The organism is Pseudomonas sp. CMR5c, from assembly GCF_003850545.1.
Taxonomy (GTDB): Bacteria; Pseudomonadota; Gammaproteobacteria; order Pseudomonadales; family Pseudomonadaceae; genus Aquipseudomonas; species Aquipseudomonas piscis.
Map to the genome: position 1 here is coordinate 5,733,088 of NZ_CP027705.1, position 19,392 is coordinate 5,752,479.

The following is a 19,392-nucleotide window of genomic DNA, read 5'->3' on the forward strand; positions in this document are numbered from 1 at the left end:
ATGCCCCAACCGCATCAAGACACTATCGCTCCCACCCTGCTCCAGGACCTGCGCGCCGGCACCGCGACCCTGCATGTGGCCCTGGAACAACGCCTGCCATTTTTCTCCGAGCAGCTCGACGCTGCCTGGTACCAGCGCCTGATCCAAGCCTACTACGGGTTCTACCAGCCCCTGGAGGCGGCCCTGGATCAAAGCGGGCTGATTCCGGCCGGGTACGAGCCGCAACTGCGGCGCAAGACTCCAGCGCTGAACGGCGACCTGCTGGCCCTGGGCCTGAGCCAGGCCGAGATCGACCACCTGCCACGCTGCCCGCAACTGCCCCGACTGGGCACTCCGGGCGCCTGCCTGGGCACTCTCTATGTGCTGGAGGGCGCGACCCTCGGCGGGCAGATCCTGCGCCGCGAAATGGCCCGGCGCCTGGCCCTGGATGCCGGCAATGGCGGGGCCTTCCTCGACGTCTACGGCGCCCTCACCGGCCGGCGCTGGAAGGATTTCCTCGACTACCTGGGCCGCATGCCCAGCCACACCAGCGCCCGCCAGCAAGTGGTGGACGCCGCGCAATCCACATTTGCCTGTTTCGAGCGCTGGCTCGACAGCCGCGAGGTGCTGCTATGACCCCCCAGGATTCCCAGGCCTTCGAGCAGTTGCTGGCCAACTGCGCCAACGAACCCATCCGTTCCCCGGGCGCGATCCAGCCCCATGGCGTCCTGCTGACCCTGGACGAGCCAGGGCTGCGCATCCGCCAGGTCAGCGCCAACGTCGAGACCTTGCTGGGCCAGCGCGCCGAGCAGGTCGTCGAGCAGCCCCTGGACAGCCTCCTGGGCGCCGAACACACCCAGAGCATTCGCCAACTGCTGCAACTGCAACACTTGCTCGATGCCCCGCCGCTGTACCTGGAGCTTCATGGCAGGCGCTTCGAAGCCTTGCTGCATCGGCACCAAGGCGTATTGATCCTGGAACTGGAGCACCAGCTCGAGCAGCACCAGGCCCCGGAGCTCAAGCAGCGCACCGACAACCTCGGGCGCCTGCTGCGCCGCCTGCAGACCGCCAAGACCCTGCAAGAGCTGTACGCCATCAGCGTCAGCGAGATCCAGGCCATGACCGGCTACGACCGGGTGCTGATCTATCGCTTCGAAGACGAAGGCCACGGCCAGGTGATCGCCGAAGCCACGCGACCGACCATGGAAGTGTTCAACGGCCTGTTCTTCCCCGCCTCGGACATTCCCCAGCAGGCCCGCGAGCTGTACCGCAGCAACTGGCTGCGGATCATTCCCGATGCCGACTACCAGCCGGTACCGCTGGTGCCGACCTTGCGCCCGGACACCGGCCAGGCCCTGGACCTGAGCTTCGCCACCTTGCGCAGCGTGTCGCCGATCCACTGCCAGTACATGAAGAACATGGGCGTGCTGTCGTCCATGAGCATCTCCTTGCTCAAGGACGACCAGCTCTGGGGCCTGATCAGTTGCGGCAACCGCCAGCCACTGCTGGTACCCCACGAGTTGCGCATCGCCTGCCAGACCATCGGCCAGGTGCTGTCGCTGCAGATCAGCGCCATGGAAGCCCTGGAAGTCAGCCGCCAGCGCGAGGAAAAGCTCGCCACCCTGGCCAGCCTCAACCAGGCCATGGCGCAGGCCAGCGGCAGCGTGTTCGCCAGCCTGGCCCAGGAGCCCGGGCAGCTGCTGGAGCTGACCGGGGCCGGCGGCGTGGCGATCATCGAGGATCGCCAGCTGCACTGCTTCGGCAACTGCCCGCCGGAGGCTGAAATCCGCGCCCTGCACCGCTGGTTGCAAGAGTCCGGGCAACCGGTGTTCGCCACTCACCACCTGGCCAGCGTCTACCCGCCGGCGGCCAGTTATCAACAGGTGGCCAGCGGTGTCCTGGCCATGAGCCTGCCCAAGCCTGTGGATAACGGCGTGCTGTGGTTCCGGCCCGAGGTGAAGGAAAACATCAACTGGAGCGGCAACCCGCAAAAGCCCCTGGACCTGGAGAACTCCGACGCCGGCCTGCGCCTGCGACCGCGTAGCTCGTTCGAGATCTGGAAAGTGGAAATGGCCGGGATCTCCAGCAAGTGGAGCCACGGCGACCGCTTCGCCGCCAACGACCTGCGCCGCTCGGCCCTGGAGCACGACCTGGCGCGCCAGGTGCTGCGCGAACAACAGGCAGTGCGCGCCCGGGACGAGCTGGTGGCGGTGGTGTCCCACGACCTGCGCAACCCCATGACCGTGATCTCCATGCTCTGCGGCATGATGCAAAAGGCCTTCAGCTCCGACGGCCCGCACACCTCGCGGCGCATCTCCTCGGCCATCGACACCATGCAGCAGGCCGCCAGCCGCATGAACATCCTGCTGGAGGATCTGCTGGACACCTCGAAGATCGAGGCCGGGCGCTACCGCATCGCCCCCCAGCCGCTGGACGTCGCGCAGATCTTCGAGGAAGCCTATTCGCTGCTGGCGCCCCTGGCCCTGGACAAGTCCATCGATATCAGTTTCCACGCCGAACCGGACCTGACCATCCACGCCGACCCCGAGCGGCTGTTCCAAGTGCTGTCGAACCTGGTGGGCAACGCCATCAAGTTCACCCCCAAGCAAGGCAAGGTCGGGGTGGTGGCGATGTCCGACGGCGAGCAGATCGTGTTCAGCGTCCGCGACTCCGGGGAAGGCATCCCCGCCGACCAGCTGCCGTTCATCTTCGACCGCTACTGGACCATGAAGGAAGGCAACCCCAACGGCACCGGCCTGGGGCTGTACATCACCCAGGGCATCGTCCAGGCCCACGGTGGCACGATCCAGGCCTACAGCGAGGTGGGCAAGGGCAGCGAATTCCGCTTCAGCGTGCCCCGGGCCTGAGCCTCACTCGGCGCCGTGGGCCACCAGCCAGTCATGGAACAACTGGCCGCTGGCCGACAGGCGCCGGTTGCGCAGGTGCACCAGGAAGTCCGCCTGGCCGGTATGGAAGGCCCAGTCGCCAACCCGTAGCAACTCGCCCTTGGCCACTCCGTCGCGGGCCATGAAATCCCAGCCCAGGCCCACCCCCAGCTCCTGCTGCACGGCACTGAACATCAAGGTCAGCTGATTGAAGCCCAAGGCTCCCGGCGGCGCGCTGTAGTCCAGGCCGAAGTGACGGAACCAGTCCCGCCAGTCGATGCAGTTCCAGGCCGAGGCGTCCAGCTGGATCAGCGGCAAGGCCGCCAGTTGCTCAAGCTCGCTGACCACCGGCAACTCCAGGCGCCGGCTGGCGATGGGGTAGACGATCTCGGCAAACAGCGGCGTGGCCGCCAGGGACGACCACTGCCCCGGCCCGTAGAGAATGCCGAAATCATGCTCGGCCACGCTGGACTCGTCCATGTCGTTGTTGGCGTGGATGCTCACGGTGATCTCCGGGTGCTGCTTGTTGAATGCCAGCAAGCGCGGGAACAGCCAGAACTGCGCCACCGCATGGGTGCATTGCACGGTGATGGTGTTGGCGTCACGCCCGGCCCGCAAGCGTGTGACGCTGCGCAGCAAGGCTTCGAGCTGGGTGCTGACCTGGGCGAACAGCGTCGCGCCGCTGGCGGTGAGCTTCACTCCGCGGGCCTGGCGCTCGAACAGCTCGGTCTTGAGCGACAGCTCCAGACTGCGGATCTGCTTGCTCACCGCGCTCTGGGTCAGGCACAGCTCGGTGGCGGCCCGGGTGAAGCTGGCGTTGCGGCCCACCGCTTCGAAGGTCACCAGGGTTTCCAGTGGCGGCAAGTGCCGGGCGAAGCGACTCATTAGGTATTCCCCAGGAGAATAGGTAGGTGCCTATATATCCTTTGTCCATCCGGTCAGCAATGACTAGCCTGCGCACCTTGATGAATCGCTGCGAGTGTGTGCATGAAACGCGGAGTTGCTTATGCGGTCCTGGCCGGTGCGGTCTGGGGCCTGGCCATTGTGGTGCCCAGCCTGTTGCCGGAGTTCAGCCCGCTGATGCTCAGCTGTGCCCGCTTCACCCTGTATGGTGCATTCTCCCTGCTCCTGGCTGCGCCCCAGGCACGCGAGCTTCTGCAACGCTTGACCTGGAACGACGCACTGCTGCTGGTGAAGCTGGCACTGACCGGCAACCTGATCTATTTCATGCTGCTGGCCAGCGCCATTCAGTGGGCCGGGGTGGCCAGTACCGCGCTGATCGTCGGCCTCTTGCCCCTGACCATCACCCTGGCCGGGCGCGGGGATGCCGACGCAGTGCCGTTGCGGCGCCTGCGCTGGCCGCTGCTGCTGGTGTTCGGCGGGATCTGCTGCATCAACCTCGACACCCTGCTCACCGCCCAGGGCGATTCGCCGGAGCTGGGCCAGCGCGCCCTGGGCCTGCTGTGTGCCTTCGGCGCGCTGCTGTGCTGGACCTGGTTCGCCAAGGACAACGCCCGCTACCTCAAGAACAGCCGTTTCGACAGCGGCCAGTGGTCGAGCCTGTGGGGCATCACCACCGGCCTGATGAGCGCCGTGGTCTGGCTGCTGGCCCAGGGCCTGGAGTTGCCGGGAACGCGGATCGAGGCCAGCGACCAGCGCTGGATGCTGTTCTGGGGCCTGAGCCTGTGCAGCGCGGTGCTCGGCTCGTGGTTCGGCAATCGCATGTGGAATGCCTCGACCCGGCGCCTGCCACTGACCCTGAGCGGCCAGTTGATCGTGTTCGAGACCCTGTTCGCCCTGCTCTATGGCTTCATCTGCCTGCAGCACCTGCCGAGCTTGCTGCAAGCCAGCGCGGCGTTGTTGTTGCTGGCCGGCGTGCTCTGGGCGGTGCGCCGGCACCTGCCCCAGGCTCACTGAGGGCCTCAGCCCGAGGCCGCAGAACAACCCGGCAGCGCCACCGGGGAATGGGGCAGGCGCAGAGCCAGCAAGGCGCCCAACAACGCCAGCAGGGCGCTGGCGGCGGTGGCCAGCTCGATGCCATAGGCCTGGTTGCCCACCGGGCCCAGGGTGTTGGCCAGGGACACCAGCAAGGCCAGGCCCAGGGCACCGCCGATCTGCTGGCTGGTGGAAGCCACGCCTGCCGCCACGCCCTGCTCGGTTGCGGCAATGCCCTGCCCTGCCGAGATCCACATGGTGTTCCAGGTCATGCCCTGGCCGATGCTCATGATCACGATCCCGGGTAACAGGCCGACAAAACCACGGCTGCCCGGTAGCGCCAGGTAGATCATGCCGATGCCCAGGGCCCCGGCCAGCAAACCGCAGGCCAGGACCGCCCGCAGGCTGGCGCGCCGCAGCGCCCGCTCGCCCAGCCAGATGCCCAGGGTGCAGAGCACCGTCGAGGGCAGGAAGGCCAGGCCACTGTGCAACACACTGAACTGGTAGACCTGCTGGAAGTACAGGCTGAGAAAGTAGTACTGCACGCCGAAGCTGCTCATGAACAACGCGGTGATCAGCATCGCCATGCGCAGCTGTGGATAACCCAGCAGACGCAGGGGCATCAACGGATCACGCCCCAGGCGCTCGATACGCAGGAACAACCCGAGCAAGGCCAGCGCCAGCAGCAGGCAGGCCAGGGTCGCCGGGGCGGCCCAGCCCCATTCCGGCCCCTGGACGATGGCGAACACCAGCAAGGTGCCGCCCAGGGTCACGCTCAAGGCGCCCGGAAGGTCGAACTGGCGCCCGCGCTGGCGCGGAGGATCGGCGGGAATCCAGCGCCGGGCCAGCAGTGCACACGCACCGGCCAGGGGCACGTTGACCAGGAACACCGCCGCCCAGCCCCAGTACTGGGTCAGCACGCCCCCCAGCAGCGCCCCCAGGGCCAGCCCCGCCGCCGACGCCGCGCTCCACACCGCGAAGGCACGGTTACGCGCCGGGCCTTCGGCGTAGTAGGTGTTGATCAGGGCCAGGGTCGCGGGGAACAGCATCGCGCCTCCCACACCCTGCACCGCTCGCGCCAGCACCAGCCACAGGGCACTGCCCCCCAGCCCCCCGGCCAGGGACGCCAGGGCATAAAGTCCCTGGCCGACGATGTAGAAACGCCGCTTGCCCAACAGGTCCGCCGCCCGGCCGCCCAGCAGCAGGAAGCCGCCGAAGGTCACGCTGTAGGCACTGACCACCCATTGCAGCTGCTGGGCGGAAAAGCCCAGGTGCTGGCCGATCTCCGGCAGGGCAACGAAGACGATGGTGGCGTCCAGGGCGATGATCAGCTGGGCCGTGGCCAGCAACAGCAGCATCCAGCCCGACGGCTTGGCTAGTGGGTTCGCGGACATCGCGGGACTCCTCGGATGAAATGACGGCGGTCAGTTTCATCGATGCCATTTAAATGATAAACAAGCCGTTCCTTCTTTCAGTAATGACTTTAATCATGGATCTGAACGCCCTGCGCCTGCTGGTCCGAGTGGCCGAAACCCGCAGCTTCACCCGCGCCGCCGGGGACCTGGGGCTGACCCAGTCCGGCCTGTCCCGGGCCATCTCGCGCCTGGAACAGCAGTTGGGCGTGCGCCTGCTGCAACGCAACACCCGCAGCGTCAGCCTGACCCCGGACGGCCAGATGCTGGTGGAGCGTGCCGGACCGCTGCTGGCGGAACTGGTCCAGACCGAGAGCCTGCTGTTGGAACGCCGCGACTCGCCCACCGGCGTGCTGAAGATCAGCGCTCCCTCGCTGTTCGGACGCAAGGTGGTGATGCCGGTGATCGGCGGCCTGACCGAGCGTTATCCGGCCTTGAGCATCGAGGCGGTGATGACCGACCGGATCGTGGATATCGTCGATGAAGGCTTCGATGCCGTGCTGCGTACCGGAACCATCCAGGACCAGCGCCTGATCGCCCGCCCCCTGGCGCCGCTGCGCTGGGTCACGGTGGCGGCGCCGGCCTACCTGGAACGCCACGGCACACCTCGGGACCTGGCCGAGTTGCAGCGCCACAACTGCCTGACCGTGCGCAACCTGCGCAGCGGCCGGCTGGTGGAATGGCAATTCATGGACCAGGGCAGGCCCCTGGACCTGGCGGTCACGGGACGTTTGATCTTCGATATCGGCGATGCCCTGGTGGACGCCGTGCTGGGTGGTTTCGGCATCGCCCAACTGATGGAGTTCGCCGTGCGCGAGGCCCTGGACGACGGGCGCCTGCGGCCCATTCTCCAGGCGCACGACGGGCGCAGCCGCGAGCTGTCGCTGGTCTACCCGCCCTCGCGCCAGTGTTCGGCAAAACTCACCACGTTCGCCGCGGCCCTGGGCCAGGTGAGCTGGTAAGGCGCGTCAGCCCTCTTCCGGCACATCCTGGGTCACATCGAGCAAGCGCGGCTGGGCGATCCGCAGGTAGTCCTCGGTGGCCAGCACCATGGATGCATCCAGGCGCCCGGCATTGAAGGCGATTTGTTCATAGCGCGAGGTCAGCTGCGGATCGACGATCAACGCAATCCGTGGATCGAAGCTCAGCGGTGGAATGGCTCCGATCACGCAGCCCGTCAGTTCCCGGGCCAGCTGCGGCGCCACGAGCTGGGCTTTCTTGCCTCCCAGGGCCGCGCCGACTTTCTTCATGTCCAGCTTCTGGTTCCCGGACAGGATCACCAGGGCGTAGGCATCGCCACCGCCCTTGAGGCCGCACAGCATGGCCTTGGCCCCCTGGCCCGGCTCGGTGCCGCGAATCTCGGCGACCCGCGCCGACTGCCCTTCGGCCGGGTGCTCGATCACCCGGTAACGGGCTTGATGCCTGTCCAACAGCGCCACCAGGCGTTGGAAAACCTCGTGCATGCAACCTCCTGTTCAGGCCTCGCCGGCCAAGGGCAACTGGCGCCCGTCGATACTCTGGCCAATGGTCAGGAAATGCCCACCGGCCACATGGTGCAAGGTGCGCAGCCGATCATGGCCGTCGAAGTGCCAACGCCCCTCGCTGAACACCCGCGAGTCGGCCTGGGCGGCAATCACTTCGCCGAGGAACAAATCGTATTGCTGGTGGTTGTGGGGCTCGGGCAGCAACCGGCACTCCAGCCAGGCCACGCAACCTTCCAGCAGTGGCGCGGCAAGGGCCTGGCCGGCGAAGGTGGCCAGGCCGTAGGCGCTGAATTTGTCGCGACCGCCCTGGTGCAGTTCCAGCCCGGAGCTGTTGCCCAGGCTCTGGGTGATGTCGACCTGCTCCACGCAGGGCACGTTGAGCACGAAGCTGCCGGAGGCCTCCAGCAGTTGCCGGGTCCAGGTGGTCTTGTCGAGCACCACCGCGACCTTCGGCGGTTGGAAATCCAGGGGCATGGCCCAGGCGGCGGCCATGATGTTGCACTGCCCTTCATGGGCGGCGCTGACCAGTACGGTGGGACCGTGGTTGAGCAGACGATAGGCCTTGTCCAGGGGGACCGAACGACGAAATGCGGGCATGGCAGGCTCCTGAAAAAAAGCGATTGTAGCGCCAAGCCCTGGCCGTGCAGATGGGTCGATTGGACGGATTTCCTGGATGATCCGTCCAGCCCTTGGCGGCTTATCCACAGCGCCCCCCGGACTAGACTCATCCTTCATTTCAACACTTGAAGGATGCGCACCATGGCTGACCATTCCCTGAACGACAAAGTCGTGTTGATCGCCGGCGGCGTGAAGAACCTCGGCGGCCTGATCGCCCGTGACCTCGCCCGCCACGGCGCCCGGGCCGTGGCCGTGCACTACAACAGCGATGCCAGCGCCGCCGATGCCCGGACGACCCTGGCCGCCCTCCAGGAGCTGGGAGTCCAGGCCCAGGCCTGGCAGGCCGACCTGACCCGCGCCGGTGCCGTGGAGCGCCTGTTCGACGAGGTCAAGGCACGCTTCGGCAAGATCGATATCGCCATCAACACCGTGGGCAAGGTGCTGAAGAAACCCATAGTCGAGATCAGTGAAGAGGAGTACGACCAGATGTTCGCGGTCAATGCCAAGAGCGCATTCTTCTTCATCAAGGAGGCCGGCAAACACCTGGAGGACAACGGCAAGCTGGTGACCCTGGTGACTTCGTTGCTGGGTGCGTTCACGCCGTTCTATGCCGCCTATGGCGGCGCCAAGGCGCCGGTGGAGCACTTCACCCGGGCGGCGGCCAAGGAGTTCGGCGCCCGGGGCATCTCGGTCACTGCCGTGGGTCCGGGGCCGATGGACACGCCGTTCTTCTACCCGGCCGAAGGCGCCGATGCCGTTGCCTATCACAAGAGCGCCGCGGCGCTGTCGCCATCGAGCAAGACCGGCCTGACCGACATCGAGGACGTGGTGCCCTTCATCCGCCACCTGGTGACCGAAGGCTGGTGGATCACCGGCCAGACCTTACTGATCAACGGCGGCTACACCACCAAGTAATCCTCGCGTCCAAGGGGTACATTGGCCTGCCGGACCGGCGCCACGGTCCACTCCCCCCAGGCATGCCCGCGAACCAGGACAGTTGCGACGATGGATAAACTTGAGCAGTACCGGGTGTTCATCCAGGTGGCCGACATGGGCAGTTTCATCAAGGCCGCCCATGTCCTGGAGTTGCCCAGGGCCACGGTGTCCTCGGCGGTGCAGCAGTTGGAAACCGGCCTCGGCACAAGGCTGCTGCACCGCACCACCCGCCAGGTGCAACTGACCGCCGACGGCGCCATCCTGCTGGAACGGGCCCGGCGCCTGCTGGCCGACGCGGCGGAACTCAACCAGCTGTTCCAGCATCGCCAGGTGGATGTCAGCGGTCGCCTGAACATCGATGTGCCCAGCCGCATCGCCCGGCGCCTGATCGTGCCCGCCCTGCCCCAGTGGCTGGCTCAATACCCCGGACTGCAACTGGCCCTGGGCGCCTGCGACCGCAGCATCGACCTGGTGCAGGAAGGCGTCGATTGCGCGATCCGCGTCGGCAGCCTGGCCGACAGCAGCCTGATCGCCCGTCCCCTGGGCCAGCTGGGGTTGATCAACTGCGCCAGCCCCGCCTACCTCGCCGCCCATGGTGAACCCCACAGCCCCCAGGACCTGCAGCAGGGCCAGTGGATGATCGGTTATGCCTCACCGGACACCGGCCGCGAGCAACCCTGGGAATACCTGCTCGAAGGCCGCGAGCACCTGATGAGCCTGCCCAGCCGGGTGATCGTCAACAACGTGGAAAACTACATCGCCTGCTGCCGCCAGGGGCTGGGCCTGATCCAGGTTCCGCGCTTCGATGTGCAGCACCTGCTGGACCGTGGCGAGCTGGTGCAAGTGCTGCACGGGCTGCCAGTGGCGCCGATGGATATCTGCGCGCTGTATCCCGACCGGCGCCATCGCTCGCGCCGCCTCAATGTGTTCATCGAATGGTTCGCCGAGCTGATCCAACCACACCTGCAGACTTGAGCCCCAGGCTTGCCCGAGGGCGGCGAATCGTGAGATGAAAGCGCCCCCCAATGGATGGAGGTACCTGGACCATGGCGCACCTGCGAATCGCTGCTCCACAGCTCGACGACCTGAATGACCTGCTGGCCTTCGAAGAGCAGAACCGTGCGTTCTTCGAAGCCTCGATCAACGCCCGGTCGCCCAGCTACTACTGCAGCGAGGGCGTCGCCGAGGCGATCGTCCAGGCGCGGCAAGACGCCGAGGCGGACCGTGGCTACCAGTTCCTGATTCGCCAGGACGGCCTGCTGGTGGGGCGGGTCAACTTGCACCGGGTGCAACGGCACTACTTCAATTGCGCCGAGCTGGGTTATCGGGTTGGCGAGCGTTTCATCGGCCGTGGGATCGCCAGGACGGCGGTAGCCCAGGTACTGCAACGGGCGTTCGGCGAGCTGGGCCTGAGCCGCCTCGAGGCCAACGCCCGGCCGGAGAACATCGGCTCGGTACGCGTGCTCGAGGCCTGCGGTTTTTCCCGCTACGGCCATTCACGCCGCAGCTTCCTGCTCCACGGGCAGTGGTTCGATCGCCTGCACTATGAATGCCACGGGCCGTTGCAGCCCTGAACCGGCCGGCGCCCGCCTGAACGGGCGCCCCTGGCCAGGTGGCGTCAAGTCGAGAGCTGGTTGGCGAACTGCCCCACCGCGCTGACCACCTTCTGGGCGCCGTCCTGGATCTCGACGATCACCGTACCGGCTTCCGCCGCCAGGGCCAGGCCCTGCTCGGCCCGTTGCTTGCCTTCGACCATCAGCTCCACCGCGGTGCGGGCCATGTCCTGGTTCTGGCGCACCACGCCGACGATCTCGTCGGTGGCATTGCTGGTGCGCGAAGCCAGTTGCCGGACTTCGTCGGCCACCACCGCGAACCCTCGTCCCTGCTCACCGGCCCGGGCCGCCTCGATGGCGGCGTTGAGCGCCAGCAGGTTGGTCTGCTCGGCGATCCCGCTGATGGTCTTGACGATGCTGGCGATCACCAGGGACTGCTCGCTGAGGGCCTCGATGCCGTTACCGGCATCCTGCATGTGCCTGGCCAGGTCCTGCATCACCGTCACCGCTTCGGTGACCACCGCAGTGCCGCGCTGGGCGCTGCTGTCGGTCTGCAGCGAGGTGTTGTAGGCGATGCTCGCCGCCTCGGCCACCGCCAGTTCCTGATTCACCTGGTCGGTGATCACGGTGGCGAACTTCACCACCTTGTAGAGCTTGTTGTTGGCGTCCAGCACCGGGTTGTACGAAGCCTCCAGCCAGACCACCCGACCATGGGCGTCGACCCGCTTGAAGCGCTCGGCGATGAACTCGCCGGCATTCAGGCGCCGCCAGAAGTCCTGGTAGGCCGCGCTGTTGTACTCCTCGGGCTCGCAGAAGATGCGGTGATGCTTACCCTGGATCTGCGCCAGGCTGTAGCCCATGCTCGACAGGAACCGCTCGTTGGCGCTGAGGACGTTGCCGTTGAGGTCGAACTCGATCACGGCGGTGGAGCGCACCAGGGCGCCGATCAGGTTCTCGTGCTCGCGGGATGCCTCGATGGTGCGGGTCAGGTCGCTGGAGAAAATCGCGAAGTACTTGATCCGTCCCTCGGAGTCGCGCACCGGCTGGGAAATCGAACGCAGCCAGGCTTCCTGGCCATTGCCACGCAACAGGCGCACCGCCCCGGCGAAATGCTCGCCCCGGGTCAGGGTGCTTTTGAACCGCAGGTGGAACTCGTCGTGCTTGACGTGGGCCGGGACGATATCTTCCAGAGGACGCCCCACCAGGTCGCCGCTCTTGTAGAGCATTTCCTGGGCGAAGTTGTGGTTGACCGATTGAATCCGTCCATCGGCGCTCAAATTGATCACGAGCATCTCGCTTTCAAGGCTTTCCTTCACTTGCTGAAGGCTCGAAAGCTCTTCACGAATGGTCGCCAGCTCTTGCTTCAAGCGTTTATTGAACATGTGGGTGTACCGGGGGACTGGAAAAAATAGGCTGCCTTGGGCCTAACATCGGCCCTGAAATACATTTCTTAATAGCCGTGCGAGGCTGTCCGACGAAAATAATTCGATGGCTGCCACCCCCGTGAAACGGGGCTTTGGCCGGGGATTGTGCGGCGCAGGGCAATGGGTATAGTGCGATTTCGCGAATTTCACTGGCGATCGACGGAGTTGGCTCATGGATGCATCACGCAAGGCACTTTTCCTCCAGGCGGCCGAACGGGTCGGCCACAGTTTCGAAGGCCAGATGCGCATTGGCGGCAACTACGTGCCGGCGGTACGAAACGGCGACGAGGTCTACGTCAGCGGGCAGATCCCCCGGGTCGACAACACGGTGATGGTGGTGGGCCGGGTCGGCGCCGAGACCTCCCTGGAACAGGGCCGGCACGCCGCGCGGATCTGCACCCTGCGGGCCCTGGCCATCCTCGAGCAGATGCTCGGCGACCTTGGGCGGATCAAGCGAATCCTGCGGATCAACGTCTACGTCCAGAGCGCGGCGGACTTCACCCAGCAAAGCGAAGTGGCGGACGGCGCTTCGGAAATTCTCTATGCGGTATTTGCCGAGGCCGGCGTGCATACCAGGACTTCGTTGGGGGTCTACCAACTACCGAAGAACGCTTCGGTGGAGGTCGACATGATCGTCGCCTTGCATCCCGGATCGGCGCAGGACAGAAGACAATGACAGCGGCCGGGCCGCCCTCGGGGGCCCGGCCGGCACATCGCGGGCACGGCAGTGGCCATCCATGGATCAACTGCCATTGTTACGGCACTGGCCCATGATCTGGTACTCGATGGTCTTGAGCTGGCCACTGGAGTCTTCATAGGTCATGCGTGAAGGCACCACCTGGCAAGACTTGATCGGTGGAGTGATGTTGACCACCTTGACGATATCCAGCTCCATGCCATAGCGGTAGTTCTGCACCACCGGCGCGGTCTTGCCCTGCTTCGCGGCGTAGCGCTCCATGGCTTTTTCGTTCTCCTGCATGGCCCGGGCGAAGGTACGGTCACCGCCACCTTCGGCCAACGCCAGGGAAGAGATGGCAAAGAGCATCGCGGCGATGCTCAAGTTAAGTAGTTTCATGACAGCCTCCTCGTTCTGTTGATGTCCACGAGGATAAAAAACCGACCCTGTCAGAATCATCGCGCGCGCATTACTTATCTGTAAGGCACCTCTCCCACCTTCGGCCAGATTCACGAAAAGCCCGGCCCACAAGGGCTGCAGCTCATCCGAGCGATCTCTGGCCAGCCATTTTCTTGCGCAATTGTAATTGTCGGGTCACCCCGTCGTTATCTGCGGTTTGCAACTATCGACAACGGCTCCGGGCGCGGCGATGCCCCGGCGGCCAAACCAATAAGAACGCCTGCGGCGATATAAAAACCGATAGCTGCACACTCAGGAGCGCCCTCCCATGCGTATCAACCCACTTGTGTCCCTGTCCGCACTCACTGCGGCACTGGGGCTCGGTCCTATGGCGGCGGTAGCTGCCGAGGAACGTCCCGAAGGATTTATCGAAGGCAGCCAGCTCAACCTGCTGCTACGCAACTTCTATTTCAATCGCGATGACCGCAAGGGCCAGTCCAGCCCCACCGGCAATGGCTACTCCGAAGCCTGGACCCAAAGCCTGATCGGCAAGTTCGAATCGGGCTTCACCCAGGGCACCGTGGGTTTCGGTCTCGATGCTTTTGTCATGCATGCCTTCAAGCTCGACTCCGGAACAGGGCGCAGCGGCGGCAAGGGGTCGTTCGCCATGCTGCCGGTGAACGGCAGGAACGAACCGGCCGACAGCTATGGCAAAGCGGGAGGCGCGGTGAAGGTGCGAGCCCTGGATACCGTGGCCAGGATCGGCGATGTGTTCCCCATGACACCCGTACTGCACTATGGCGACTCCCGGGTGATGCCCCAGAGCTTTCGCGGCTTCACCCTGGAGAACACCAGCCTCGACGACCTGAAACTGCAAGCCGGGCGCCTGCATGCCGTGGGCTCGACGAACCAGAGCAGCCTGCGCGAGGGCTTCGTCACCTTCTACAAGGGCAAGGTGGACTCTCCCTGGGTCGGCTACTTCGGTGGTGACTACCAAATCGACCCCAACCTCAGCGTCAGCCTCTACGGCAGCCGCCTCAAGGAGGTCTGGGACCAGCGCTACTTCGGCCTCTCGGGCAAGTATCCGTTGTCCCAGGACCTCACGCTGCTGGGCGCCTTCAACTACTACAACGTGGTGGACGAAGGCCGCAAAGAGCTGGGCGAGCTGAACAACAACATTTGGAGCGCCAAGATCGGCGCCACCTTCGGCGCCCACACCCTGGCCCTCTCCCACCAGCGCAACAACGGCAACAACCCCTTCGATTACCTGCGCCAGTCGGACTCGATCTTCCTCGACAACTCGCTCCAGTACAGCGATTTCAACGCCCCCAAGGAACGTTCATGGATGCTGCGCTATGACCTGGACATGCAAACCCTGGGCGTCCCCGGCCTGAGCTTCATGGCCCGCTATGGACGCGGCCGGGGCGCCGATTACAGCCATGCCAACGCGCAGTACATGCAACGCGACGCGGCGGGCAATCCACTGACCGGCCAGCGGCGCTGGGAACGGGATATCGAAGCCAAGTACGTATTCCAGAGCGGACAGCTCAAGGACCTGGCCCTGCGCATCCGCCAGGCCACCGTCCGCTCCAGCCGATTCGAGTCGGACCTGGAGGAATTCCGGCTGATCGTCGAATACCCACTGGCACTGCTCTGATGGCTCTGGCCGGGCAGGTTGCGGCCTGCCCGGTGTTAAAACTTCTTCACAGACTCATGTCTTGCAGAACTGTAATATCCACCTCACCTTCTCGTTAGGTTGGTCTCCTTATACTCCTTGGCAGATTCGGATCCGCTGGTTTTTCGAAGGCGGCCAACCTGTCAGGAGAAACATCATGCGTCCCAGCCAACTGTTGTTCATCGGCCTTCTGGCCAGCACCAGCCTCGGTGCCTGGGCCGCCGACGGCAGCGAACGTTCGCAGCAAGCCCGCGAAGCCTTCCTGGTCAGCCAGGAACAGATTCATGGCGAATCCGAGCAGAAAACGGAAACCGCCACCACCGACGCCCCTTCCACACCCAGCAAGGCTGGCGAAGATATTTGACGGCGTTGGCCCACAGAGCACATTCATCTCTTGAAGCGTTTTCATGATGCTCCTTTGGAAAGAGATGAATCTTCAGCGCCCCCTCGGGGCGCTTTTTTTTGCCTTCCTCACGCACCGCCTTCATGGCGACACCCGCGATCTCGCGCCCCGCAAACCTGTGGCCGCTGCCGCAGGCTGCGCCCGGGCGCGTAGCGGCCGCAACATGAAGTCGCCCGGTCGATCGCCGAAGGCCCTACGGGCCTTGTCGTAGCCTCGCGTTGCTCGGCAGCGGCTACAAGGTTGGGACATACGGGGAAACCGGATACATCTGCCAACAAGCCGGGTCGGGGCTAGGTTGAGACAAATCGTTCAACCTGATGGAGCGCAAGGAAATGAGGGGCCGGCCTGATGGTTTCCGTCTGTTCAAGGGACGGCGTTCGGAGATTGGCAGGATCTATTCCGTGACGGTTGTCACCGAGCACCGGCGCAGAGTATTCGACGACTTCCAGCTCGGCCGTCTGGTGGTCGAGCAACTCAAGGATCAGCACGAGGCAGGCCTGACTCGGACCCTTGCATGGGTAGTGATGCCCGACCACTTGCATTGGCTGTTCCAGCTGCAGAAATGCTCTCTGGAGGAGGCGTTGTGCCGGCTCAAGTCCAGGAGCGGACGCAATATCAACCTGCGCCTGAATAACCGTGGCCGACTTTGGCAGAAGGGGTACTGCCAACGGGCCGTGCGTCAGGAGGAAAACCTCAAGACAATTGCCCGTTACATCATCTGCAACCCGGTCCGCGCCGGCCTGGTCCTGCGTGTAGGCGACTACTCCCTTTGGGATGCGGCTTGGCTCTGACCTGTAACCGCGGCCGCTGCGCTTCCGTGCGCAGCCTGCGGCAGCGGCTAAACGAAGCCACTCCCGGGAGCGATCACACAGGCATCACTCCTCCCGGTGGTGGGCCCACTGGTACAGCGCGGGCAGTACCAGCAGGGTGAGGATGGTGGAGGACAGGATGCCGCCGATCACCACCGTGGCCAGGGGGCGTTGCACCTCGGCGCCGGTGCCGGTGGCCAAGGCCATGGGCACGAAGCCCAGGGACGCCACCAACGCCGTCATCAGTACCGGACGCAACCGGGTCAGGGCGCCCTCACGGATGGCCATGGGCAGCGACCGCCCCTCCTCCCGCAGGTTGCGGATGAAGGCAATCATCACCAGCCCATTGAGCACCGCCACCCCCGACAGGGCGATGAAACCGACCCCCGCCGAGATCGACAGCGGAATGTCCCGCAGCCACAAGGCCATGATCCCGCCGGTCAGGGCGAAGGGAATGCCGGTGAACACCAGCAGCCCGTCCTTGAGGTTGTTGAACATCATGAACAGCAGGCCGAACACCAGCAGCAGGGCCACCGGCACCACCACCTGCAGGCGCTGGGAAGCCTCCTGCAACTGTTCGAACTGGCCGCCCCAGGTGGTCCAGTAACCCGCCGGGACCTTCACCTTGTCGGCGATCAGGGTCGTGGCCTCCTCGACGAAGGAGCCGATATCCCGACCGCGCACGTTGGCGCTGACGATCACCAGGCGCTTGCCGTTTTCCCGGCTGACCTGGTTGGGCCCCAGGACCAGGTCCAGGCTGGCCACTTCCGACAGCGCGATGAAACCAATCTGCCCGTTGACGCTGCCGGCCGTCGCCGGGATCGGGACCAACAACCGCGACAACCCATCGATGTCGGTACGCAACTGATCGGACAGGCGCACCACCATGTCGAAGCGCCGATCGCCCTCATACAGGATTCCGGCCTGGCGCCCGCCCACGGCCACCGCGATGGTGTCTTGCACATCACCGACGTTGAGGCCATAGCGCGCGGCTTTGTCACGGTCGATATTGATGGTCAGCACCGGCAGCCCGGTGGTCTGCTCCACCTTGACCTCCGAAGCGCCCGCCAAGCCCTGCAAGGCGCTGGCGATCTCGTTGGCAGTCTTGTTCAGCACCGCCATGTCGTCGCCGAAGACCTTGACCGCGACATCGCTGCGCACCCCGGAAATCAGTTCGTTGAAACGCAACTGGATCGGCTGCGACAACTCATAGGCATTGCCCGGCACCATGGCGCTGGCGCGCTGGATATCGGCGATCAGCGCCTCCCGGGACTTGCCCGGGTCTGGCCACTGGGCCTTGGGCTTGAGCATCACGTAGCTGTCGGAAATGTTCGGCGGCATCGGGTCCGAGGCGATCTCCGCGGTGCCGGTGCGAGCGAACACCCGCTCTACCTCCGGCACCTGGGCCAGCAGGGTCTTCTCCAGGCGCTGCTGCATGTCCACCGATTGCGAAAGGCTGGTGCCCGGCACCCGCAGGGCCTGCAGGGCCAGGTCGCCCTCGCTGAGGCTGGGGATGAACTCGCTGCCCATGCGGCTGGCCAGCAGGCCGCTGCCCACCAGGACCGCGCCGGCCAGGGCGAAGGTCAGCCCGCGCCGCTGCATCACCCAGTCCAGCACCGGTGCATAACCACGCTTGGCGTTGCGCATCACCAGGTTCTCCTTCTCCTGGACCTTGCCGGTGACGAACAGCGCAATGGCCGCCGGGACGAACGTCACCGAGAGGATCATCGCCCCCAGGAGGGCCATGACCACGGTGAAGGCCATGGGGTGGAACATCTTCCCGGACACACCGGTGAGGGCGAAGATCGGCAGGTACACCACCATGATGATCAACTGGCCGTAGATCAGTGGGCGCCGGGCTTCCTTGGCCGCGGCAAAGACTTCATGCAGGCGCTCCGAGCGGGTCAGCATGCGCCCGTGGCTCTGCTGGGCATGGGCCAGTCGGCGGATGGCGTTCTCGACGATCACCACCGCACCGTCGACGATGATCCCGAAGTCCAGGGCGCCGAGGCTCATCAGGTTGGCACTGACCTTGTTGCTGAACATGCCGGTGAAGGTGAACAGCATCGACAGCGGGATCACCAGGGCGGTGATCAACGCCGCGCGGATATTTCCCAGGAACAGGAACAGGATGACGATCACCAGCAGTGCGCCCTCGAAGAGGTTCTTCTTCACCGTGGCGATGGCTTTCTCCACCAGGTTGGTGCGGTCGTACACGGTGACCGCCACCACGCCCTCGGGCAGTGTGCGATTGATTTCCTCGAGCCGCTTGGCCACCGCCTGGGACACCGCGCGGCTGTTTTCGCCGATCAGCATGAACACTGTGCCCAGCACCACTTCACGGCCATTCTCGGTAGCTGCGCCGGTGCGCAGCTCACGGCCGATTTCCACCTGGGCCACGTTGCGCACGCGGATCGGCGTGCCGTCGCTGCTGCTGATGACGATGTTGGCGATATCGTCGATGGAGGCCAGTTGCCCCGGGGCACGGATCAGCAACTGTTCGCCGCTGCGCTCGATATAGCCGGCACCGACGTTGGCATTGTTGCGTTCCAGGGCCGTCACCAGGTCGGTGAGGGTCAGGCGGTGGGCCGCCAGGCGCTTGGGATCAGGAGCGATCTGGTACTCCTTGGCGAAGCCGCCGATGGTGTTGATCTCGGCTACCCCGGGAACATTGCGCAACTGCGGCTTGATGATCCAGTCCTGGATCACCCGCAGGTCGGTTGGGGTGTAGGGCGTGCCATCTTCCTTGCGTGCGCCTTCCTCGGTCTCCACGGTCCACAGGAAGATTTCTCCCAGCCCGGTGGAAATCGGCCCCATCTGCGCCTCCACCCCTTCGGGCAGTTGCTCGCGAGCCACCTGCAGGCGCTCGTTGACCAGTTGCCGGGCGAAGAAGATATCGGTGCCGTCCTTGAAGATCACCGTCACCTGGGACAGGCCCGAACGCGATAGCGAGCGGGTCTGCTGCAAGCCGGGCAGGCCGGCCATGGCGGTCTCGATGGGAAAGGTGATGCGCTGCTCGGTCTCCAGCGGCGAGAAACCCGGCGCCGCGGAGTTGATCTGCACCTGGACGTTGGTGATGTCGGGGACGGCGTCGATCGGCAGCTTCTGGTAGCTGGCGATGCCGATACCGGCCATCAGCAGTACCCCCAGCAGGACGATGATGCGCTGCTCGATGGCGAATTGAATGATGCGTTCAAACATGGA

The 19,392-nt window shown here is 65.1% G+C and carries 18 protein-coding genes and 1 pseudogene; 11 read left to right on the forward strand and 8 right to left on the reverse strand.

What is annotated here, in order from left to right; genetic code table 11:
• Both C4K40_RS26460 and C4K40_RS26465 read left to right on the forward strand, forming a co-directional pair.
• Nucleotides 1–615 (forward strand): biliverdin-producing heme oxygenase, encoded by a 615-nt coding sequence (locus tag C4K40_RS26460; protein WP_053132072.1) that lies wholly within the window; start codon nucleotides 1–3, stop codon nucleotides 613–615.
• Entirely contained in the window at nucleotides 612–2,846 is a 2,235-nt protein-coding gene (locus C4K40_RS26465) for an ATP-binding protein (RefSeq protein ID WP_053132075.1), read from the forward strand. The genes C4K40_RS26460 and C4K40_RS26465 overlap by 4 nt, the downstream gene beginning before the upstream one ends.
• Nucleotides 2,847–2,849: 3 nt before the next feature.
• Here C4K40_RS26465 and C4K40_RS26470 read toward each other — a convergent pair whose 3' ends face one another.
• Entirely contained in the window at nucleotides 2,850–3,749 is a 900-nt protein-coding gene (locus C4K40_RS26470) for a LysR substrate-binding domain-containing protein (RefSeq protein ID WP_053132077.1), read from the reverse strand.
• Between the two features lie 102 nt (nucleotides 3,750–3,851).
• Between C4K40_RS26470 and C4K40_RS26475 the strand changes: the two genes are divergently transcribed.
• Nucleotides 3,852–4,781: a DMT family transporter gene (locus C4K40_RS26475; RefSeq protein ID WP_022640925.1), complete on the forward strand. Its 930-nt coding sequence runs from the start codon at nucleotides 3,852–3,854 to the stop codon at nucleotides 4,779–4,781.
• Nucleotides 4,782–4,786: 5 nt separating this feature from the next.
• Here C4K40_RS26475 and C4K40_RS26480 read toward each other — a convergent pair whose 3' ends face one another.
• Nucleotides 4,787–6,193, reverse strand: a complete 1,407-nt coding sequence (locus C4K40_RS26480) for an MFS transporter (protein WP_053132080.1) — start codon at nucleotides 6,191–6,193, stop codon at nucleotides 4,787–4,789.
• A gap of 95 nt (nucleotides 6,194–6,288) precedes the next feature.
• Here C4K40_RS26480 and C4K40_RS26485 point away from each other — a divergent pair, with 95 nt between their 5' ends.
• A complete protein-coding gene (locus tag C4K40_RS26485; RefSeq protein WP_022640928.1) occupies nucleotides 6,289–7,173 on the forward strand; it encodes a LysR family transcriptional regulator in 885 nt (294 codons plus the stop codon).
• 6 nt (nucleotides 7,174–7,179) lie between these two features.
• On the opposite strand, the gene C4K40_RS26490 is transcribed toward C4K40_RS26485, so the two are convergent.
• On the reverse strand, nucleotides 7,180–7,674 hold the full coding sequence (locus C4K40_RS26490; RefSeq protein WP_022640929.1) for a YbaK/prolyl-tRNA synthetase associated domain-containing protein: 495 nt from the start codon (nucleotides 7,672–7,674) through the stop codon (nucleotides 7,180–7,182).
• Nucleotides 7,675–7,686: 12 nt separating this feature from the next.
• Nucleotides 7,687–8,292, reverse strand: coding sequence for a flavin reductase family protein (locus C4K40_RS26495; RefSeq protein ID WP_053132083.1), 606 nt, complete (start codon nucleotides 8,290–8,292; stop codon nucleotides 7,687–7,689).
• A gap of 162 nt (nucleotides 8,293–8,454) precedes the next feature.
• Here C4K40_RS26495 and C4K40_RS26500 point away from each other — a divergent pair, with 162 nt between their 5' ends.
• The 3 genes from C4K40_RS26500 to C4K40_RS26510 all read left to right on the forward strand — a co-directional run bounded on the left by C4K40_RS26500 (nucleotide 8,455) and on the right by C4K40_RS26510 (nucleotide 10,823).
• Nucleotides 8,455–9,228, forward strand: coding sequence for an SDR family oxidoreductase (locus tag C4K40_RS26500; RefSeq protein WP_053132086.1), 774 nt, complete (start codon nucleotides 8,455–8,457; stop codon nucleotides 9,226–9,228).
• A 90-nt stretch (nucleotides 9,229–9,318) separates the two neighbouring features.
• Entirely contained in the window at nucleotides 9,319–10,224 is a 906-nt protein-coding gene (locus C4K40_RS26505) for a LysR family transcriptional regulator (RefSeq protein ID WP_022640932.1), read from the forward strand.
• A 71-nt stretch (nucleotides 10,225–10,295) separates the two neighbouring features.
• Complete coding sequence (locus tag C4K40_RS26510) at nucleotides 10,296–10,823, forward strand: GNAT family N-acetyltransferase (protein ID WP_031320520.1); 528 nt, start codon at nucleotides 10,296–10,298, stop codon at nucleotides 10,821–10,823.
• Nucleotides 10,824–10,867: 44 nt separating this feature from the next.
• Here C4K40_RS26510 and C4K40_RS32325 read toward each other — a convergent pair whose 3' ends face one another.
• Nucleotides 10,868–11,299, reverse strand: a complete 432-nt coding sequence (locus tag C4K40_RS32325; RefSeq protein ID WP_235777324.1) for a methyl-accepting chemotaxis protein — start codon at nucleotides 11,297–11,299, stop codon at nucleotides 10,868–10,870.
• A gap of 162 nt (nucleotides 11,300–11,461) precedes the next feature.
• Nucleotides 11,462–12,184: pseudogene (locus C4K40_RS32330) on the reverse strand (PAS domain-containing protein); the annotation flags it as partial.
• 214 nt (nucleotides 12,185–12,398) lie between these two features.
• On the opposite strand from C4K40_RS32330, the gene C4K40_RS26520 reads away from it, so the two are divergent.
• Nucleotides 12,399–12,902: a RidA family protein gene (locus tag C4K40_RS26520; protein ID WP_053132089.1), complete on the forward strand. Its 504-nt coding sequence runs from the start codon at nucleotides 12,399–12,401 to the stop codon at nucleotides 12,900–12,902.
• 66 nt (nucleotides 12,903–12,968) lie between these two features.
• Here the strand turns inward: C4K40_RS26520 and C4K40_RS26525 are convergent, their stop codons facing one another.
• Nucleotides 12,969–13,301, reverse strand: coding sequence for a DUF2790 domain-containing protein (locus C4K40_RS26525; protein WP_031320521.1), 333 nt, complete (start codon nucleotides 13,299–13,301; stop codon nucleotides 12,969–12,971).
• A 328-nt stretch (nucleotides 13,302–13,629) separates the two neighbouring features.
• Between C4K40_RS26525 and C4K40_RS26530 the strand changes: the two genes are divergently transcribed.
• The 3 genes from C4K40_RS26530 (at nucleotide 13,630) to C4K40_RS26540 (ending at nucleotide 16,170) form a co-directional block, all read left to right on the forward strand.
• Nucleotides 13,630–14,958: an OprD family porin gene (locus C4K40_RS26530; protein WP_053132092.1), complete on the forward strand. Its 1,329-nt coding sequence runs from the start codon at nucleotides 13,630–13,632 to the stop codon at nucleotides 14,956–14,958.
• 175 nt (nucleotides 14,959–15,133) lie between these two features.
• Nucleotides 15,134–15,340: a hypothetical protein gene (locus C4K40_RS26535; protein ID WP_022640938.1), complete on the forward strand. Its 207-nt coding sequence runs from the start codon at nucleotides 15,134–15,136 to the stop codon at nucleotides 15,338–15,340.
• Nucleotides 15,341–15,696: 356 nt separating this feature from the next.
• Entirely contained in the window at nucleotides 15,697–16,170 is a 474-nt protein-coding gene (locus C4K40_RS26540; RefSeq protein ID WP_235777323.1) for a transposase, read from the forward strand.
• Nucleotides 16,171–16,254: 84 nt separating this feature from the next.
• On the opposite strand, the gene C4K40_RS26545 is transcribed toward C4K40_RS26540, so the two are convergent.
• Nucleotides 16,255–19,389: a CusA/CzcA family heavy metal efflux RND transporter gene (locus tag C4K40_RS26545; protein WP_053132098.1), complete on the reverse strand. Its 3,135-nt coding sequence runs from the start codon at nucleotides 19,387–19,389 to the stop codon at nucleotides 16,255–16,257.
• Nucleotides 19,390–19,392 lie beyond the last annotated feature (3 nt).

Coding starts and splice junctions, on each gene's coding strand:
- C4K40_RS26495 (WP_053132083.1), bottom strand. CDS start 8,292: ATGCCCGCATTTCGTCGTTCGGTCCCCCTGGACAAGGCCTATCGTCTG.
- C4K40_RS26540 (WP_235777323.1), top strand. CDS start 15,697: ATGGAGCGCAAGGAAATGAGGGGCCGGCCTGATGGTTTCCGTCTGTTC.
- C4K40_RS26520 (WP_053132089.1), top strand. CDS start 12,399: ATGGATGCATCACGCAAGGCACTTTTCCTCCAGGCGGCCGAACGGGTC.
- C4K40_RS26505 (WP_022640932.1), top strand. CDS start 9,319: ATGGATAAACTTGAGCAGTACCGGGTGTTCATCCAGGTGGCCGACATG.
- C4K40_RS26510 (WP_031320520.1), top strand. CDS start 10,296: ATGGCGCACCTGCGAATCGCTGCTCCACAGCTCGACGACCTGAATGAC.
- C4K40_RS26530 (WP_053132092.1), top strand. CDS start 13,630: ATGCGTATCAACCCACTTGTGTCCCTGTCCGCACTCACTGCGGCACTG.
- C4K40_RS26500 (WP_053132086.1), top strand. CDS start 8,455: ATGGCTGACCATTCCCTGAACGACAAAGTCGTGTTGATCGCCGGCGGC.
- C4K40_RS32325 (WP_235777324.1), bottom strand. CDS start 11,299: ATGCAGGACCTGGCCAGGCACATGCAGGATGCCGGTAACGGCATCGAG.
- C4K40_RS26475 (WP_022640925.1), top strand. CDS start 3,852: ATGAAACGCGGAGTTGCTTATGCGGTCCTGGCCGGTGCGGTCTGGGGC.
- C4K40_RS26460 (WP_053132072.1), top strand. CDS start 1: ATGCCCCAACCGCATCAAGACACTATCGCTCCCACCCTGCTCCAGGAC.
- C4K40_RS26490 (WP_022640929.1), bottom strand. CDS start 7,674: ATGCACGAGGTTTTCCAACGCCTGGTGGCGCTGTTGGACAGGCATCAA.
- C4K40_RS26465 (WP_053132075.1), top strand. CDS start 612: ATGACCCCCCAGGATTCCCAGGCCTTCGAGCAGTTGCTGGCCAACTGC.
- C4K40_RS26480 (WP_053132080.1), bottom strand. CDS start 6,193: ATGTCCGCGAACCCACTAGCCAAGCCGTCGGGCTGGATGCTGCTGTTG.
- C4K40_RS26485 (WP_022640928.1), top strand. CDS start 6,289: ATGGATCTGAACGCCCTGCGCCTGCTGGTCCGAGTGGCCGAAACCCGC.
- C4K40_RS26470 (WP_053132077.1), bottom strand. CDS start 3,749: ATGAGTCGCTTCGCCCGGCACTTGCCGCCACTGGAAACCCTGGTGACC.
- C4K40_RS26535 (WP_022640938.1), top strand. CDS start 15,134: ATGCGTCCCAGCCAACTGTTGTTCATCGGCCTTCTGGCCAGCACCAGC.
- C4K40_RS26525 (WP_031320521.1), bottom strand. CDS start 13,301: ATGAAACTACTTAACTTGAGCATCGCCGCGATGCTCTTTGCCATCTCT.
- C4K40_RS26545 (WP_053132098.1), bottom strand. CDS start 19,389: ATGTTTGAACGCATCATTCAATTCGCCATCGAGCAGCGCATCATCGTC.